The 15,717-nt window shown below is 70.6% G+C and carries 13 protein-coding genes; 8 read left to right on the top strand and 5 right to left on the bottom strand.

The features are described 5' to 3' along the window. Positions 1-78: 78 nt before the first annotated feature. From AB0B48_RS12585 to gmd, 3 genes are read right to left on the bottom strand one after another with little or no spacing between them, the layout of a single operon-like run. Positions 79-1,203 (bottom strand): DegT/DnrJ/EryC1/StrS family aminotransferase, encoded by a 1,125-nt coding sequence (locus tag AB0B48_RS12585; protein ID WP_357199905.1) that lies wholly within the window; start codon positions 1,201-1,203, stop codon positions 79-81. Beyond that, positions 1,200-2,420, bottom strand: a complete 1,221-nt coding sequence (locus AB0B48_RS12580) for a glycosyltransferase (RefSeq protein WP_357199902.1) — start codon at positions 2,418-2,420, stop codon at positions 1,200-1,202. The genes AB0B48_RS12585 and AB0B48_RS12580 overlap by 4 nt, the downstream gene beginning before the upstream one ends. Further along, positions 2,417-3,430: a GDP-mannose 4,6-dehydratase gene (gmd, locus tag AB0B48_RS12575; RefSeq protein ID WP_355007140.1), complete on the bottom strand. Its 1,014-nt coding sequence runs from the start codon at positions 3,428-3,430 to the stop codon at positions 2,417-2,419. The genes AB0B48_RS12580 and gmd overlap by 4 nt, the downstream gene beginning before the upstream one ends. Positions 3,431-3,795: 365 nt before the next feature. On the opposite strand from gmd, the gene AB0B48_RS12570 reads away from it, so the two are divergent. Both AB0B48_RS12570 and wecB read left to right on the top strand, forming a co-directional pair. Next, the gene (locus AB0B48_RS12570; RefSeq protein ID WP_357199898.1) at positions 3,796-4,899 is read left to right on the top strand and encodes a glycosyltransferase family 4 protein; all 1,104 of its coding nucleotides are present in this window, start codon (positions 3,796-3,798) and stop codon (positions 4,897-4,899) included. Continuing rightward, complete coding sequence (gene wecB / locus AB0B48_RS12565) at positions 4,896-6,020, top strand: UDP-N-acetylglucosamine 2-epimerase (non-hydrolyzing) (protein ID WP_357199895.1); 1,125 nt, start codon at positions 4,896-4,898, stop codon at positions 6,018-6,020. Before AB0B48_RS12570 ends, wecB begins: the two co-directional genes overlap by 4 nt. On the opposite strand, the gene AB0B48_RS12560 is transcribed toward wecB, so the two are convergent. Next, positions 5,949-6,677, bottom strand: coding sequence for a NeuD/PglB/VioB family sugar acetyltransferase (locus AB0B48_RS12560; RefSeq protein WP_357199892.1), 729 nt, complete (start codon positions 6,675-6,677; stop codon positions 5,949-5,951). The two genes, wecB and AB0B48_RS12560, sit on opposite strands and share 72 nt — an antisense overlap. 213 nt (positions 6,678-6,890) lie before the next feature. Between AB0B48_RS12560 and AB0B48_RS12555 the strand changes: the two genes are divergently transcribed. Together AB0B48_RS12555 and AB0B48_RS12550 are read left to right on the top strand one after the other, a co-directional pair. Then, a complete protein-coding gene (locus AB0B48_RS12555; RefSeq protein ID WP_357199889.1) occupies positions 6,891-8,024 on the top strand; it encodes a glycosyltransferase family 4 protein in 1,134 nt (377 codons plus the stop codon). A gap of 117 nt (positions 8,025-8,141) precedes the next feature. Continuing rightward, the gene (locus AB0B48_RS12550) at positions 8,142-8,681 is read left to right on the top strand and encodes an acyltransferase (RefSeq protein WP_355007144.1); all 540 of its coding nucleotides are present in this window, start codon (positions 8,142-8,144) and stop codon (positions 8,679-8,681) included. Between the two features lie 13 nt (positions 8,682-8,694). Here the strand turns inward: AB0B48_RS12550 and AB0B48_RS12545 are convergent, their stop codons facing one another. After that, complete coding sequence (locus tag AB0B48_RS12545) at positions 8,695-10,722, bottom strand: hypothetical protein (RefSeq protein WP_357199886.1); 2,028 nt, start codon at positions 10,720-10,722, stop codon at positions 8,695-8,697. Between the two features lie 170 nt (positions 10,723-10,892). Here AB0B48_RS12545 and AB0B48_RS12540 point away from each other — a divergent pair, with 170 nt between their 5' ends. Genes AB0B48_RS12540 through AB0B48_RS12525 form a run of 4 tightly spaced genes read left to right on the top strand, consistent with a single transcriptional unit; the run spans position 10,893 to position 15,704 of the window. Then, positions 10,893-11,858: an NAD-dependent epimerase/dehydratase family protein gene (locus AB0B48_RS12540; RefSeq protein ID WP_357199883.1), complete on the top strand. Its 966-nt coding sequence runs from the start codon at positions 10,893-10,895 to the stop codon at positions 11,856-11,858. Continuing rightward, on the top strand, positions 11,855-13,270 hold the full coding sequence (locus tag AB0B48_RS12535) for an oligosaccharide flippase family protein (protein WP_357199880.1): 1,416 nt from the start codon (positions 11,855-11,857) through the stop codon (positions 13,268-13,270). The genes AB0B48_RS12540 and AB0B48_RS12535 overlap by 4 nt, the downstream gene beginning before the upstream one ends. Beyond that, positions 13,267-14,454, top strand: a complete 1,188-nt coding sequence (locus AB0B48_RS12530; protein ID WP_357199877.1) for a glycosyltransferase family 4 protein — start codon at positions 13,267-13,269, stop codon at positions 14,452-14,454. The genes AB0B48_RS12535 and AB0B48_RS12530 overlap by 4 nt, the downstream gene beginning before the upstream one ends. Then, complete coding sequence (locus AB0B48_RS12525; RefSeq protein WP_357199873.1) at positions 14,451-15,704, top strand: glycosyltransferase; 1,254 nt, start codon at positions 14,451-14,453, stop codon at positions 15,702-15,704. Before AB0B48_RS12530 ends, AB0B48_RS12525 begins: the two co-directional genes overlap by 4 nt. The last annotated feature ends 13 nt before the right edge of the window (positions 15,705-15,717 follow it).

The raw sequence follows: 15,717 nt of genomic DNA, 5'->3' as shown, positions 1-15,717 counted from the left end.
GGGGTGGGGCCCCCAGCGGACCACCCAGTCTGCCCTCCGGACCCGCCCCGACGCCGTCGGCAGGGGTCCGGCGGCGGGTCAGGCGATGGTCGCCAGGGCGGCGCGGACCCGCTCCACCACGGCCTTGACCGCCGGTTCGGTCAGATCGACGTACGTGGGCAGGTTGATGCCACGTCGACTCAGGTCCTCGGTCACCGGACAGTCCGCGTCGGGATCACGATGCGCCGGTAGGTCCGGGATCGGCACGAAGAACGGTCTGGTCTCCACGCCGAGCCGGGCGAGTGCCCGCGCCAGGGCGTCCCGGGACGTCGCGTCCCCCTCGGCCCCGACGAGGAAGGCCGCCATCCACGGCGCGCGGCGAACTCCGGCGGCCACCGGCTGCGCCGACAGCGCCGGCTCGTCGGCCAACTGCTCCTCGTAACCGGCGATCACCCGGTCCCGGTGGGCGATGATCTCGTCGGCCCGCTCCAGTTGGGCGCAGAGCACCGCGGCGCACAGGTTCGTCATCCGGTAGTTGTAGCCCAGCACCGGGAAGTAGTACCGCCGTTGCGGGTCCATGCCCTGGTTACGCAGCAGACGCATCCGCTCGGCCAGGGCCGCGTCGGAGGTGGTCACGCAGCCGCCCTCGCCGGAGGTGAGCACCTTGTTGCCGAAGAACGAGAAGGTGGTGACGTCGGCGAGCGAGCCGGTGGGGCGCCCGTCGACGGTGGCGCCGAACGACTCCGCCGCGTCGGCGACCAGGAGCAGGCCGTGCCGGTCGCAGAGATGGCGCAGGGCTGTGTAGTCGGCCGGGTGCCCGTACAGGTCGACCGCGATGACCGCCCGGGTACGCGGCCCGATCGCGGCGCGTACCGCTGCCGGGTCGACACACCAACTCTCCGGCAGGACGTCCACGCAGACGGCACGCGCGCCGCAGTACGCGACAGCGTTGGCCGTCGCCACGTAGGTCAACGCGGGGACGATCACCTCGTCCCCCGGCCCGATGCCGGCCGCCGCGAGGACCAGGTGCAGCGCGACGGTGCCGTTGCTGGTTGTCAGGGCGGTGTCGGCGGCGCACCGTCGGGCGAAACGTTCCTCGAAGTTGCGCAGGTACGGGCCCTGTGAGGAGATCCACCCGCTCCGCAGCGCGTCGACCACGTACCGCTCCTCCAAGGTGGAGAGGCTCGGTCGGGCCACCGGATAGGTGTCGTCCGCGATGCTCATGTTCCGTCCCCTCCGCCGGCCGCGGTGTCGTTCGCGGCGGCCGTGACGAAGGGAGACCGTGGCACCGGGCCCGATCCACCCCGCGCCGCCCAGCCCAGGACGTCCAGGTAGTCGCGGCCGGTGGCCGCCCAGGTGCGACCGGCCAGCCGGCCGTTCGCCCGTCGGGAGGCGGCGGCGTAGCGCTCCCGGTCGTCGAGCAGGTGCCGCACCGCGTCGGCCAGGGATCGCGGATCCCGCGCCTCGAAGACCGCGGCCTCGGCGCGGTTGAACTCCAGTTGGTCGCGCAACGGCTCGACGTCGGCGCAGGCGACCGGGAGACCCCAGGTGAACGCTTCCAGCATCGCGCCGCTGGCGGCCTCCCAGAGTGAGGGTACGACCACCGCGTCGGCTCGGGCGTAGATGGCGTTCAGCTCGTCCAGGCTGACGAAGCCGGGGAAGGAGACCCGGCCGCGCAGGTCGGGTTGCGCGGCGCGGGCCAGCAGCCGGCTCGCCTCGGGCTCGACCAGCGGCCCCGGGCAGATGAGGCGGCAGTCCGGCAGCAGCGCCATCGCCTCCAGCAGGGTCGCGTGGTTCTTGTGTTCCGCGGTGGACGACGGGTAGACCAGCAGCCCCGGTTCGGGCCGCGCGTGCGCGCGCTCCGGTGCGGGTTGGAACGCCGGGGTCGGGATGAGCACGGTCCGCTCCGCGGCCTCCGGGAAGAGGCGCAGGGTCTCCCGGTACGGATGGGGCCAGGTGACCACGATCGCCGCCGCGCGGGCCACGTTCTCCCGGATCACCGCCGCGAAGCCGGGGGCGTGGAACTCGGCCCCCAGGTGGCGCAGGTCGTGCAGGACGACGACCGATCTGGCCGATCCGATCGGTGCAGAGTGGACCGGGGACAGGGTGACGTCGGTGTCGGCGTGCCGTACGACGGACCGTTGCCGGACCGCGTTGACGGCCGTGCGAACCGTGCGGGAGTTGCGCATCACCCTCGGCGTCCACCGGCGCAGCAGTTGGCCGGTGGGGTTGTCGGAGCGGAGCGGCTGCGCCACCTCGGTCCAGCCGATCCGCGCGTCGGGCACCTGCTGCCGCCACTGGGGCAGCGTGCCCCGCAGGACGTTCACCCGCAGCTCGCAGGAGTCGTCGGTGGCCATGCCGGTCAACAGGCCGTAGGTGAAGGCTTCGAGCCCCGCGGCGTGACCGGGACGGATGGCTGCGGCGTCGACCGCGACCCTCACCGGTCCACCCGGATCAGTCGACCCATCCGCTCGTCCTCGAGGAGCTGCCGGTCAGCGTCGACCATGACCCGGACCAGGTCGCTGAAGAGCGTCTTCGGCGCCCACCCCAGGGTGCGTCGGGCTTTCGAGTAGTCGCCGATGAGAGCGTCGACCTCCGCCGGGCGGAAGTAGGCCGGGTCCAGCTCCACGTACTGCTGCCACTCCAACCCGACCCGGTCGAACGCGGCTTCGACGAACTCGCGCACGGTGTGACCCTCGCCGGTGGCGATCACGTAGTCGTCCGGGGTGTCCTGCTGGAGAGCGAGCCACATCGCCTCGACGTACTCCGGCGCGTAGCCCCAGTCCCGAACGGCGTCGAGGTTGCCCAGGTATAGCTTGTCCTGGATGCCGGCCTCGATCCTGGCCACCGCACGGGTGATCTTGCGGGTCACGAAGTTCTCACCCCGGCGCGGGCTCTCGTGGTTGAACAGGATGCCGTTGGCGCAGAACATGTTCCAGGACTCGCGGTAGTTCACCGCCGACCAGAAGGCGTACACCTTGGCGCACGCGTACGGGCTGCGCGGGTGGAACGGGGTCTCCTCGCGTTGCGGGGGTGGGGTCGAGCCGAACATCTCCGACGAGGACGCCTGGTAGAACCGGCAGCCGACGTCGGCGGACCGGGCCGCCTCCATCATGCGCAGCGCCCCGAGCCCGGTGACGTCCGCCGTGTAGCCGGGGATGTCGAAGGACACCCGGACGTGGCTCTGCGCGCCCAGGTTGTAGATCTCGTGGGGGCGGATGTCCCGAATCAGCGCGGTCAGTGAGGCCGGGTCGGACAGGTCGCTGTAGTGGAGGAAGAGGCGGGCGTCGCCGCTGCGCGGATGGACGTCGACGTGGTCGATCCGCTCGGTGTTGAAAGAGGACGACCGCCGTTTGATGCCGTGCACCGTGTATCCCTTGTCGAGCAGGAACTCTGACAGGTAACTGCCGTCCTGACCGGTGATGCCGGATATGAGTGCCGTTCGTGACATGAAGTCCCTCTCCGCTGGGCCAATTTTCCCCCGCGGTTCCTTATATCGCTCTCGGGCACACCGCTTCTGAGGTTTCATGAATCTGGCGGAATTTATTCTGCGCCGTCCATTTGAGAAGGTGACTCAGTCACGGATCGGGCATCCACTCGTTGAGTCAATCGATCCCGTGGCGCAATCGAGGAGCGAGGATGGCCGGCGAACCCACCCCCGCGGCGGACACCCGAGAAACACTGGCGACTGTCGACAAGAACAAATTCCACGTCCTTGTCACGGCCGGCTATTTCGCTCCTGGCTGGCGTGCCGGAGGGCCTGTCCGGTCCATTTCCGAAGTGCTCGCCCTGGCCAGTGACGATATTGAGACATCCATGCTGACCCGCGATCGTGATCTCGGATGCCGCGCCCCCTATCCAGGCCTCTCCGGCCGCTGGGCCCGGGTCGGCCGGACCAACGTCTTCTATCTCGGCGTACGTCGGCCGGGGCAGTGGCGGTTGCTCTGGCGCTCGCTGCGCGCCGGCCGTTTCGATCTGCTGTACGTCAACAGCGTCTGGTCGACGTTCTCCATCCTGCCCATGGCCGCGGCCCGACTCGGTCTGCTGCGGGTGGGCCGAATCCTGGTCGCGCCCCGGGGTGAGTTCGGCGAGGCCGCCCTTCGGGTGCACCGATTCCGTAAGCGGATCTTCCTGACCGCCTGGCGCTGGATGCTGCTCGACCGTCGGGTGCTGTGGCACGCCACCACACCTGTCGAGGCAAACGACATCCGGCGGGTGCTGCCGCGGGCGCGGATCGGCGTCGTCGCGGTCAGCCGGGGTCCCGAGCCGCAGGAGACGCCGGTCGAGATACCCGCGACCCACCACGCGCGGCTGGTCTTCATCGGGCGGATCTCGCCCATGAAGAACCTCGACCTGGTGCTGGCCGCGCTCGCCTTCGTGCCGGTGCCGGTGCGGCTGGACATCTACGGCCCGGTGGAGGACCAGGCGTACTGGCGACGCTGCCGGGAGCACCTGGCCGAGCTGCCCGACTGGGTCGCCGTCAGCTACCGGGGTGAACTGCTGCCCGAGCAGGTCCGGGCGACCTTCTCCCGCTACGACGCCTTCGTCATGCCGACCCAGGGGGAGAACTACGGTAACGCCATCGCAGAGAGCCTCTCCGCGTGCTGCCCGGTGCTCTGCTCTGACCGGACACCGTGGACGGCGGTGCTGCGCGACGGCGGCGGGCTGGTCCTCACCGAGCTGACCGCGGCGGCACTGGGCGCCCTTGTCACTCAGGTGGCGACCAGCACCCCCAAGCAGCGGCACGCGGCGCGGGTCGAGGCGGGAGCCGCGTACCGCCGTTGGCGGGCGAGCAGGGCTCCGATCAGCGTCCTCGACCAGGCGTGGCGGGTGATTCGCGATCCCGCGTACCGGGAGCCCCACCCACTTCCCGCCCAGCGGGCCGAATCCGCACATCTGCCACCAGGAGGCGTCAAGTGACCCACGTGATGACCGTCGTCGGAACCCGGCCGGAGATCATCCGGTTGGCCCGGGTGATCGACTCACTGGATCGGACCGTGGAGCACACGTTGGTGCACACGGGGCAGAACTGGGACCCCTCGCTCTCCGATGTCTTCTTCAGCGAGTTGGGGGTCCGCGCTCCGGATCTCTTCCTGCGGGCCGACACCCGGTCGCTCGGCAGCCTCCTCGGCGCCGTCCTGGTCGGTACGGAGAGGGCGATCACCGAGTTGCGCCCGGACGCGCTGCTGGTGCTCGGTGACACGAACAGCGCGATCTCGGCACTGATGGCCCGTCGGATGAACGTGCCGGTCTACCACATGGAGGCCGGCAACCGCTGCTTCGACCTGAACGTGCCGGAGGAGACGAACCGCTGCATGGTGGACCACATCGCCGACTTCAACCTGGTCTATTCGGAGCACGCCCGGCGCAACCTGCTCGCCGAAGGGCTGCACCCGCGCCGCATCCTGCACACCGGCTCACCGATGCGCGAGGTGCTCGACCACTACCGGCGGCAGATCGACGGATCCACCGTGCTGGCCCAGCTTGAACTCGAACCGGGCGGCTACTTCGTTGTCAGCGCGCACCGGCAGGAGAACGTCGACCACCCGGACCGGCTCCGTCGGCTGCTGGAGTGCCTGCGGGCGGTCCGCGACGAGTGGCGGCTACCGCTGCTGGTCTCCACGCATCCGCGTACCCGCAAGCGGTTGGAGGCGCTCGCGGGCGACGGCCTGCACCTCGACGGCGTGGCCTTCCACGAGCCGTTCGGCTTCTTCGACTACGTGACGCTGCAACGGCATGCCCGGTGCACCCTCTCCGACAGCGGCACCGTCAGCGAGGAGGCCGCGATTCTCGGATTCCCGGCGGTGACCCTGCGCGAATCCATCGAGCGTCCCGAGGCGCTGGACAGCGGGGCGATCGTGATGACCGGCCTGGAACCCGACGGGGTCGTCGAGGCCATCCGGGTGGTGGTCGCGCAGGTGGCCGACGGCTCGGTCGCCTGCCCGCTCGACTACCAGGTTCCCGACACGTCACGCCGGGTGGTCGACTTCATCCTGTCGACCGTGCGCCGCCATCACGACTGGGCGGGCATTCGCCGGTGACCGGTCCATGGGCCGGGCCGGAACACCCGTGACCACGACTTCCGGGGCGACATCGCGCGTCACGCAGGCACCCGCGCCCACAGTGGCGTCCCGGCCAACGGTCAGCTTCGGCAGGATCGCGGCCGTGGTGCCCACCAGGACGCCGTCCCCCAGCCGGCAGTACCCGGAAACCGCAGCGAGCGGATTGACCGAGACATAGTCCCCGAGCACGGTGTCGTGCCCCACCGTGCAGTTCTGGTTGAGGTGCACGTGGCGCCCCAACAGCACGTTCGTCGTCACCCGGGCGCCGCCGGCGGCGAACAGTCCCTGCTGGTAGACGCAGTCGGGGCCGATCTCGGCGGCCGGGTGCAGCACCGTGGCCGCCGGTAGGCCGTACTCGGCGATGGCCTGGTCGGTCTCGCGGCGCAACCTCGGATGCCCGACGCCGAGCGCCACATGGGTGCTTACCGGTTGGGCTGCCAGCCATCGGGTCGGGCCGAGGAAGGCAACGCCGAGGCGGTGGACCGACTCGACGTGGAGCTCGGTGGGGTAGTCGTCGACGAAGCCCAGAACCCGCCAGGGTGGCGCATTGTCCGAAATGGTGTTCAGCAGCCGAATGACCCCATATACCTCACGGCCCATCCCACCCGCGCCTACGATCACTACGTCGGTCGTCAACCGCGGCTCCCTCGGCTACGGAGAACGCTGGCCGCTCTCCGTCATCTGAACCGGTTACCGGTGCCGATGGTGACGGGTGAGTGCCGGTGCCGACGCCGGGTCAGCAGTCTGGAAGGTGAACCGAAGGTGAACGAGCTGGCAAGGACGCGTCTGCCCGGCAGCGCCGGGACAGCCAGGGGGGCAACGCGATCCGCGACCACGGCGGCTTACCGGGTGCTCGCCACCGCTCGCGTTTTCGAGCCGGGCTTTCGTGGCGGCGGCCCGATCCGCTCCCTGCGGTTCATCCTGGACACCCTGCCGGATGACCTCGACGTCACCCTGATCACCGGAGACCGGGACCTCTGCTCGCCCAAACCCTACCCGGGCCTGTCCGGGCGGCTGGTGCGGCGCGACGAGCGCTGCACCGTTTTCTACCTCGGCCCGTTCGCGCTGCGGCACTGGGTCCGACTGGCTCGGCACATCCGGTCCCGCCCGGTCGACCTGATCTACGTCAACAGCCTCTGGTCCCTCTTCTCGGTGCTGCCGATTCTGGCAGTGGCGCTGCGACTGGTGCGCGTCCGCGCGATCATGCTGGCCCCGCGCGGCGAGCTCTCGCCCGGCGCGCTCGCCATCAAGGCGCGCAAGAAGCGGCTCTTCCTGGCGGTCTGGGCCCCGCTGCTGCGTCGGCTCGACGTGCGCTGGCAGGCGTGCAGTGGGCTGGAGAAGAACCAGATCCGCGCCGTCCTGCCGTGGGCGCAGATCATGGTGAACGGCAACGAGTGCCCGATCCCGGAACAGCCGGCACCCCCGGCCGTCGCTCACGACGGGCCGTTGCGGTTGGTGTTCGTCGGCCGGATCTCCCCGATGAAGAACCTCACCAGGGCGTTGGAGGCGGTCGCCGGCGCGACCCGCCCGCTGGAGTTCGACATCTACGGTCCGCGGGAGGACGAGCAGTACTGGGCGGGTTGCCGACGCCTCATCGACGCGATGCCCGACCACGTCCGGGTCCGCTACCTCGGGGAACTCAAGGCGGACGAGGTGATGGCGACGTTCGGCCGATACGACGCCTTTCTCTTCCCGACGCTTGGCGAGAACTACGGACACGTCATCCTGGAAAGTCTCGCGTCCGGTTGCCCGGTGGTCTGCTCCGACGCGACGCCATTCAGCGACCTGATCGCCACCGGCGGGGGAGCGGTGGTCCGACCCGCGACCGCTGCCGCGCTGAGTGAGACCCTCGACCGGCTGGCCAACCGGTCAGCCCGGGAGCGCGCCGAGGCGAAGGAGATCGCCGGCCGGCGCTACCGACTCTGGCGACAACAGGTCCGGGAACTCAACGTGCTGGACCACGCCCGGCAGTTCTGCGCCTGATCCGGCTGGGCGCGACCGCGTCACTCGGGCTGGAGCTGCGTCGTTGCAATGGCTGGGCCCGCGTTGCCGGGTCCGTCGTCCGCCACCCCGGTAGGCTCCGATGAGCGAGGACAGCACGTGCCCAAGCGCGTTCGTACGATGGTCCGACGAGTCCAGGACCACCTGGCCGCCACCCGTGACCCCGAGGCGTTCGCGCGGTCCCTGGGGGTGAACCTGACCGGTCGGGTCAGGTTCTACGGCATCAGCCGGGCGATGTTCGGCTCGGAGCCGTGGCTGATCACCATCGGAAACAACGTCTACATCACCTCCGAGGTGCAGTTCGTCACGCACGACGGCGGCACCCTGATCCTGCGCAAGGACCATCCCGACCTGGACTGGACCGCCCCGATCACGATCGGCGACGACGTTTACATCGGGATGCGGTCGATGATCCTGGCCGGGGTCACCATCGGAAACCGGTGTGTCATCGGGGCGGGCTCGATCGTCACACGCGACATCCCGGACAACACGGTGGCGGCCGGTGTCCCGGCCCGACCGCTGCGGACGACGGACGAGTACCTCGAACGGTTGCAGGCCAGGTCGCTGGGCATCGGGCACCTTCCCGTCCCGGAGAAGCACGCGGCGATGAAAAAGATCTACGGCGTGACCACAGTCTGACCCGTGCGCCGGGTCAGGCCCTCCGGTATGCGACCCGTGGTGGCGGCAGCTGGTGGACACCGGCGATGGTGATCGCCCCCAACGCGCCGGTCGTGCCGGTCACCTCGTAACCGAACCGGTCCCCGGTCATCGCGGCCGAACTGGTGCCGAGGTTGAGGGTGGTGCCGGCGCCGGCGCTGCTGGCCCGCAACGTGGGCGGGGTGAGGCCGCTCGTCTGCCACACGTGCCCGTACCAGTGCCAGCCGGCGGGCAGCACCACGGAGCCACTCAACACCGACTCCTGGACCCCGGTGGACGTGATTTCGACGCTGCCGAAGTCGGCGATCGGGCCGAGACCGGCGGGCCGGCCGGTGGCCGGATCGTGGGCGTACACGCCGTGCCTCAGCACCCCGGAGCCCGCGGCGGTCACCTCGACGCACACCCGGTCGACCGGGGTCGGCTCCGCCAGGTACACCGGATGCAGCAGCAGCACCTGGTAGGTGCCGGTGTAGGTGACCTGCTGGGTCGGGCCGGCGAGGGCCAGGAACCAACTGCCACGCGGGCACGTCGCGCCGGGCAGCGGCCCCACCCGCGCCGGGTCGGGTTCCGCGCGCCACATCCCGTACCCGGTGGGGACCGCCATGCTGTACGAGATCCCGCCGACGGCGACCCGGTCCGGCACGGTGAGGTTCGTCGGGCCGGCCGGGACCAGCAGCCGGTGGAACAGCTGCGGCGCCGCCATCTGGGCCTGGGCCACCGCTTCGACCCGCTCGATCATCACGAAGTCGCCTGTGGAGTCCGACACCACGATCTGGGTGGCCGCCGAGGGCGGTGCCAGGTAGCGCCGGTAGGCGGTTCCGGTCACTGATTCGCCGGCCTCCAGGGTGCGGCCCCACACCAACTGCGGGTAGTTCTTCTTCAGGCTGGAGGTGATGAACCAGCCCTTGGCCGTGGTGTGCCGGGCCCGGATCTCGGGCACGCCGTCGGCGACCGGCAGCAGCCCCACGGCGATGCCCCACTGCTGGATCTGGCCGCTGTTGAGCACCCACTGGGTCATGCTGCTCGCCGGCATCAGCCGGTTCGTCAGGGTCGCCGGGGTGAAGTCGGTGAGGGCCGCGAGCGAATCGATGTTGGCCCACACCGACCAGTTCAGGCCGCCGGCCGCGTCCACGTTCGGCATGAACTGCCGGCGGGTGCCGCCGGCGACCGGGGTCAACGGACCGCACTGGGTCACCCCGGCGTTCAGTGTGAACCGCTCCAGCGCGGCCACCGTCTGCCCGACCAGCAGGCCGCCCTGCGACCAGCGGTAGACGTTCGAGATGCGGCACAGGGACTGGATCCGCGACATGATCGTGCTGATGGGTGTGCCGATGTTCGCCCGTGCGGTGTCGATCATCCCCCGGTAGGACGGGATCAGGTACGACTCGCGGATCGTCAGCTCCTGCCCCGTGAACCGGCCGTCCGGCACCGGTCGCCCGTCGAGTTCGACAGTCACCGTGTGGGAGTGGGTGGCCGGGCGGATCTGCACGTCGGGCGTCAGACCCGTGATCGGCACTGTCGCAGTGTGTGTCGCCCCCGAGAGGTGGGTGAGCGGCGCGCCCGGCTTGACCCGGGCGCCCTGCGCGATGCCGTCGACGATCGTGTACGGGTTGCCGAACAGCAGGCTGTCCGCGTTGGTGATGGCCAGCAGGGTGAAGGTGCGCGTCCCGTCGGTCCACTGCGAGCCCACGTCGACGGTCGTCTTGCCGTGGTTGGCGACGACGATCTGGTTGCCGACGTTGTAGCCGTGGTTGCCGCCGACGTACGACCAGCCGGTATTGATCGGGCAGTTGTCGTCGGAGGTGTCGTGGATCTTCGTCCCGACGGCGGACATGACTGGCCACACCTGGGCGTCGGTAGCGGTGGAGGGGACCAGGGTGACCTGGGGGAGACCGGAGTGCCACATACCGACCATCGCCTCGGCGTACGCGAGGTTGGCCGGCATGACGAGGTCCCGAGTGCTGTCGAAGCGCGACCTCACGGACATCAGGGCGTTGGACCGGTAGACGATCAGCTCGGGCATGGTCGGAACCTCCACCTCGATTGCAGTGACGACGACACCTCACTGTGCGCCGTCGGGGCGAAGCTGGTCGTTGTCGGTCAGCACCCGGACAGGGTGAAATTCCTGCTGTCGCCGTCACGCGGGCCGGGTTCACTCGATGAACAGGTGTTCTGGCGTTCACGGGGGGTTTCATGCGCATTCTGATCACCGGCGGAGCCGGTTTCATCGGGTCCAATCTGGCCCGCGCGGCGATGGTCGAGCCCACAATCGGTGGGGTCACCGTCCTCGACGACTTCTCGGTCGGGCTGCGGGCCAACCTCGACGGTCTGGACGTCGAGCTGATCGAGGGCTCAATCCTGGACCCGGCCGCCCTCGACGAGGCGATGGCGGGCCGCGAGGCGGTGGTCCATCTGGCCGCGCTGCCCAGCGTCCCGCGCTCGCTGAGCGACCCGTTGGCGTCCCACCACGCGAACGCGACAGGCACCCTCATGGTGTTGGAGGCGGCGCGACGACAGGGGGTCGCGCACGTCCTCGTCGCGTCCTCCTCGTCGGTGTACGGCATGAATCCGGCCCTGCCCAAGGCCGAGCTGACCTGGACCCGCCCGATGAGCCCGTACGCGGCCAGCAAGCTCGCCACCGAGGCGTACGCCCTGGCCCACCAGGCGTCGTTCGGGCTGCCGACGATGGCCTTCCGCTTCTTCAACGTGTTCGGCCCGGGGCAGCGACACGACCACGCGTACGCGGCTGTCATCCCCCGCTTCGTGCACGCCGCCCTGCGCGACGAACCCGTGGTGGTGCACGGCGATGGGACACAGTCGCGCGACTTCACCTACGTCGGCACGGTCTGCGACGTCATCCTCGACGCACTCCGCCGCCGGGTACATCACCCGCATCCGGTGAACCTGGCCTTCGGCGCCCGGGCCAGCCTGCTGCGGGTCCTCGACGAGCTCGAGTGGTTGTGCGGCAGACCGATCGCCCGCGAGTACGCGCCGCCGCGTACCGGCGACGTCGCGCACTCCCTGGCCGACAACGCCACGCTGCGGCACCTGTTCCCGGACGTCGCGCCCGTCGCCCGTGCGGAGGGCCTGCGCGCGACAGTCGAGTGGATGGCCGGTCGGCTGGACGCCGAGCGTGCCGTAGTCGCCGCACCTCGGTGACTCGGGCAGCGAGTCGGGCCGCACCGGAGCCGCTGGCTCCGGTGGCGGCGGGGCCGGCCGCCGCCACCACCGTCGCGCCCGCCGCGCCGACTTCGGCGGCGTCGAAGGACCGGGACCGCACGGTCACGGTGGGCATCGCCGCCGCGATGGTGGCGAAGGGTATCGGCCTGGCCGCCCCCCTGGTCATCACCCCGGCGTGTTTCCGGTTCCTCGGCGACCAACGGTACGGCCTGTGGATGGCGGTCACCGCCCTCACCGGGATGGCGTGGTTCGCCGATCTGGGGCTGGGAAACGGGCTGCTCACCCGGCTCAGTCACCTGGCCGACGACCCCCGGCAGCAGGCCCGGGAGATCTCCAGCGCCGTCGCCACCCTCGGCGTGGTCGCGGTCGCGCTGCTGGCGGGTCTCGTGCTCGTCGTACCCGTGGTGCCCTGGGCCGCACTGTTCAACGTCAGCGACCCGGGTGTCGCCGCAGAGGCGTCCGCCCTGATCCTGCTCTGCTTCGGCGCCTTCGTGGTCAACATTCCGCTCTCGCTGATCCAGCGGATCCAGTATGCCCGGGGCCAGGTGGTGCAGAGCAACATCTGGCAGTCGGCCGGGGCTCTGGCGGCCATGGCTGCCGTGCTCGCCGCCATCGCCGCCGGGTGGCGACCACTGGCGGTCATCGCCTGCGCGGTGCTGGCCGTGCCGGTGACCAACCTGCTGAACTGCGTGACGTACTTCTGGTTGCAGGATCGCGGACCGCGACCGGGCCCGAAGCTCGTGCACCGGGCCACCGCTGTCGGTCTGCTCCGGTTGGGTCTGCGGTTCTTCGCGCTCACCACGATGTCGGCGATCGCGCTGAACGTCGACAGCCCGCTTGTCGCGAACGTCCTCGGGCCCACCGCGGCCGCGCACTACGCGGTGGTGGGGAAGCTGTTCGGCGTCCTCTCGATCTTCGTCGGTCTGGTCGGTATGACGGTCTGGCCGGTGAACGGCGCCGCTCTGGCGCGGGGCGAGGTGGCCTGGGTGCGTCGCAACACGCGGCGGATGGTGCTGCTCTACGGGGTGATCGTGGGGGCGGTCGGGGTGGTGCTGGTCGGCTACGGCCACCGGCTGATCGACCTGTGGGTGGGCGGCATCGATCGCACCGAGATTCCGGTCACCGTGCTGATCGGACTGGCGATCTGGTCCCTGCTGATCGCGGTCACCTCCCCGCTGATCCTGGTACAGAACAGCATCGGGCTGCTCCGGCCGCAGTTCGTCGGCTGGGCCACGTTCCTGCTACTGGCCACCGCGCTCAAGATCTGGGCGCTGCGGGAGTTCGGGCTCGCCGGCCTGCCGGCGGCGGCCTGCGTCGCGTACGTGCTCACCATGGGGCCGGCCGCGCTGGTGGGATACCGCCGGGCACTGAGCGGGGGAGCGCCGACGTGACCGGACAGTGCCGGGTGCTGCGGGTCGTCGGCGAGCTGAATTTCGGCGGCACCGAGATGCGGACCGCCGAACTGCTACCTCGTCTCTCCGCGGCCGGCGTCGAGGTGCACCTGGTGACGCTCAGCGACCGGATCGGTCCCGGCCCGCTGGCTGGTGTGATCAGCCGGCACGGCGGCACTGTCACCCCGATCCCGCTGGACCTCCGCTTCGCCACCCGCTTCCTGGGCCTGCTGCGTCGACTGCGACCGGACGTGGTGCACGTCGACTGCGCCAATTTCTCCGGGGTGTTGCTCGCGCTCGCCGCCCTGTGCGGTGTGCCCGTCCGCGTCGCCCACTTCCGGGGCGACGACAACCAGCACCGCAACCTGCGCCGACGCGTCTACCGCTGGGTCTGTAAACGGCTGTTGCGGATCTCCGCCACCGACATCCTCGGCGTCTCGCCCAGCTCGCTCACCTTCGCCTACGATCCGCTCTGGCGCGACGACCCCCGGTGCCAGGTGGTCCTCAACGGACTCGACCTGGACCGGCTGCGCCACCCCAGCCGCGACGACCTACGCGAGTTGATCGGCGCAGGCCCGGCCGAACTGGTCTGCGTCAGCGTCGGCAGGGCTTCGCCGGAGAAGCGGCGCTGGCTCCTGCCGCCGATCCTCGCCGAGCTGCGGGCCCGGGGCGTGGAGGCCCACGCCGTCCTCATCGGGCCGGGCGACGACGCCGACGACGAGCGCGTCCGGGTGGCGGCGGTCGCCGCCGGTCTCGCCGACCGGGTGCACCTGCTGGGCCCGCGCGACGACGTGGGCGGGCTGCTGAGCCAGGCCGACGTCGTCATCCACCCGTCCTGCCTGGAAGGGCTGCCCGGGGGCGTGCTGGAGCCCATCGCGTTGGGCATCGGCACAGTGGCCGCCGACCTGCCAGGGGTGCGCTTCATCGACGAGCACCTGCCCGGCGTGACCATCGTCGACACCGACGCCCCGCCGGGGCGGTGGGCGAGCGCGGTGTGCGCGGCGGCGTCGTACACCGGGCAGACCTCGGCCTCGGCGGCGTCGGAGCGGTTCGGGGGCAGCGTCTTCGCCATCGACACGGCGGCCGCCACCCACTTGACGATCTACCGACGGTGGGCGTCGGGCCGCCCGCACCACCCGGTGCCACCCCGGCCGCCGGCCCTCTCGACACGGGGAGAGAAATGAACGATCAGACAACCGTGATCGACCGGCAACCGCGCCGGGAGGCGGGTTCGACCGGGCGGGCCAACCGGCCCCGTCCGCTGCTGGTGGGCGCCTACGCCTTTCCGCACGGGGACGCCACCTCCAACCGCCTGTTGCAACTCGCCCGTTCCGCCGCGCCCGACGGCGCGCACACGCTGGTGGTCAACGACTGGCCCTGCGAGGTGGTCTTCCCGGCCGGGCAGCCAAGCGTGGCCGGCATCGACCTGGTCACGATGCGGATCCACGGTCGGCACCACCTCACCCGCGCGTCGGCCCGGCTGGCCCGACCGCTGCGCGTGCTGCGGGCCGTGCGCCGGGTCGGCGTGGGTCGCGGTGACGTGAGTGTCGTGTTGTTGCCGATGGCCCTGCTGACCCTCGGTAACTGGGCGACCCTGCGCCTCGTGCTGCGGTGCCCGGTCGTGGTGGACGCCAGCGAACGCCACGACCGACGGCAGTTCCGCCGCGGCTGGCTCACCCCGTACTTCGTCCGGCATCGCTGGTCGACGTTCCTGGCCACCCGGCTCGTCGGCCGGGCCACGGCGGTCTCCACCACGCTGGCCGACTACCTGACCGGCCATGGCCTGGACGTGCTCGTGGTGCCGCCGCAGGTGGACTGCGACGAGTTCCGGGCGCCCCAACCACCCCCGATCAGTGACGGTCTGCGCCTGCTCTACGCCGGCACCCCCGGGCGCAAGGACATGCTCGACGTGATCCTGCGGGGGCTCAGCCGGCTCGCTCCGGAGCACCAGCGGCGGGTCAGCCTCACCATTGCCGGTGTCAGCGCGCAGGACGCCGCCACCCATTCGGATCTGGACGTCGGGGTGCTGGACGCCGTCTCGGCGGACGTGCGGTTCCTCGGGCGCGTTCCGCGTGAGACCGTGCTGTCCCTGCTGTCGGAGTCGCACTTCTCGATGCTGGTCCGTCCCACCGGGGGGTACGCGGCCAACGGCTTTCCGTCCAAGGTGCCGGAGAGTCTCGCCGCTGGGTGCCCGGTACTGCTCAACCACACCAGTGACCTCGCCGCCTACGTTCACGACGGGGTCGAGGGGTTGGTGCTCGACGGCAACGGGCCGGACGATGTCCGGTCGGCGGTCGAGCGGGCGCTGCGGCTGCGCGACGAGGAGTGGACGGCGATGAGCGGGGCGGCCCGGTCGCGGGCCCGCGAGTCGTTCGACCACCGGGCCTGGCGGGACCGGGTGAGCGCCTTCGTGACGGCGGGCCGGGGCAACTGAGCCCGACACCCAC

The organism is Micromonospora sp. NPDC049089 (genome assembly GCF_040648775.1).
Taxonomy (GTDB): domain Bacteria; phylum Actinomycetota; class Actinomycetes; order Mycobacteriales; family Micromonosporaceae; genus Micromonospora.
The sequence above is the reverse complement of the archived record's forward strand: the minus strand, read 5'-3'. Positions and strand labels throughout refer to the sequence as shown.

Coding starts and splice junctions, on each gene's coding strand:
- AB0B48_RS12585 (WP_357199905.1), bottom strand. CDS start 1,203: ATGAGCATCGCGGACGACACCTATCCGGTGGCCCGACCGAGCCTCTCC.
- AB0B48_RS12525 (WP_357199873.1), top strand. CDS start 14,451: ATGAACGATCAGACAACCGTGATCGACCGGCAACCGCGCCGGGAGGCG.
- AB0B48_RS12570 (WP_357199898.1), top strand. CDS start 3,796: ATGCTGACCCGCGATCGTGATCTCGGATGCCGCGCCCCCTATCCAGGC.
- gmd (WP_355007140.1), bottom strand. CDS start 3,430: ATGTCACGAACGGCACTCATATCCGGCATCACCGGTCAGGACGGCAGT.
- AB0B48_RS12540 (WP_357199883.1), top strand. CDS start 10,893: ATGCGCATTCTGATCACCGGCGGAGCCGGTTTCATCGGGTCCAATCTG.
- AB0B48_RS12545 (WP_357199886.1), bottom strand. CDS start 10,722: ATGCCCGAGCTGATCGTCTACCGGTCCAACGCCCTGATGTCCGTGAGG.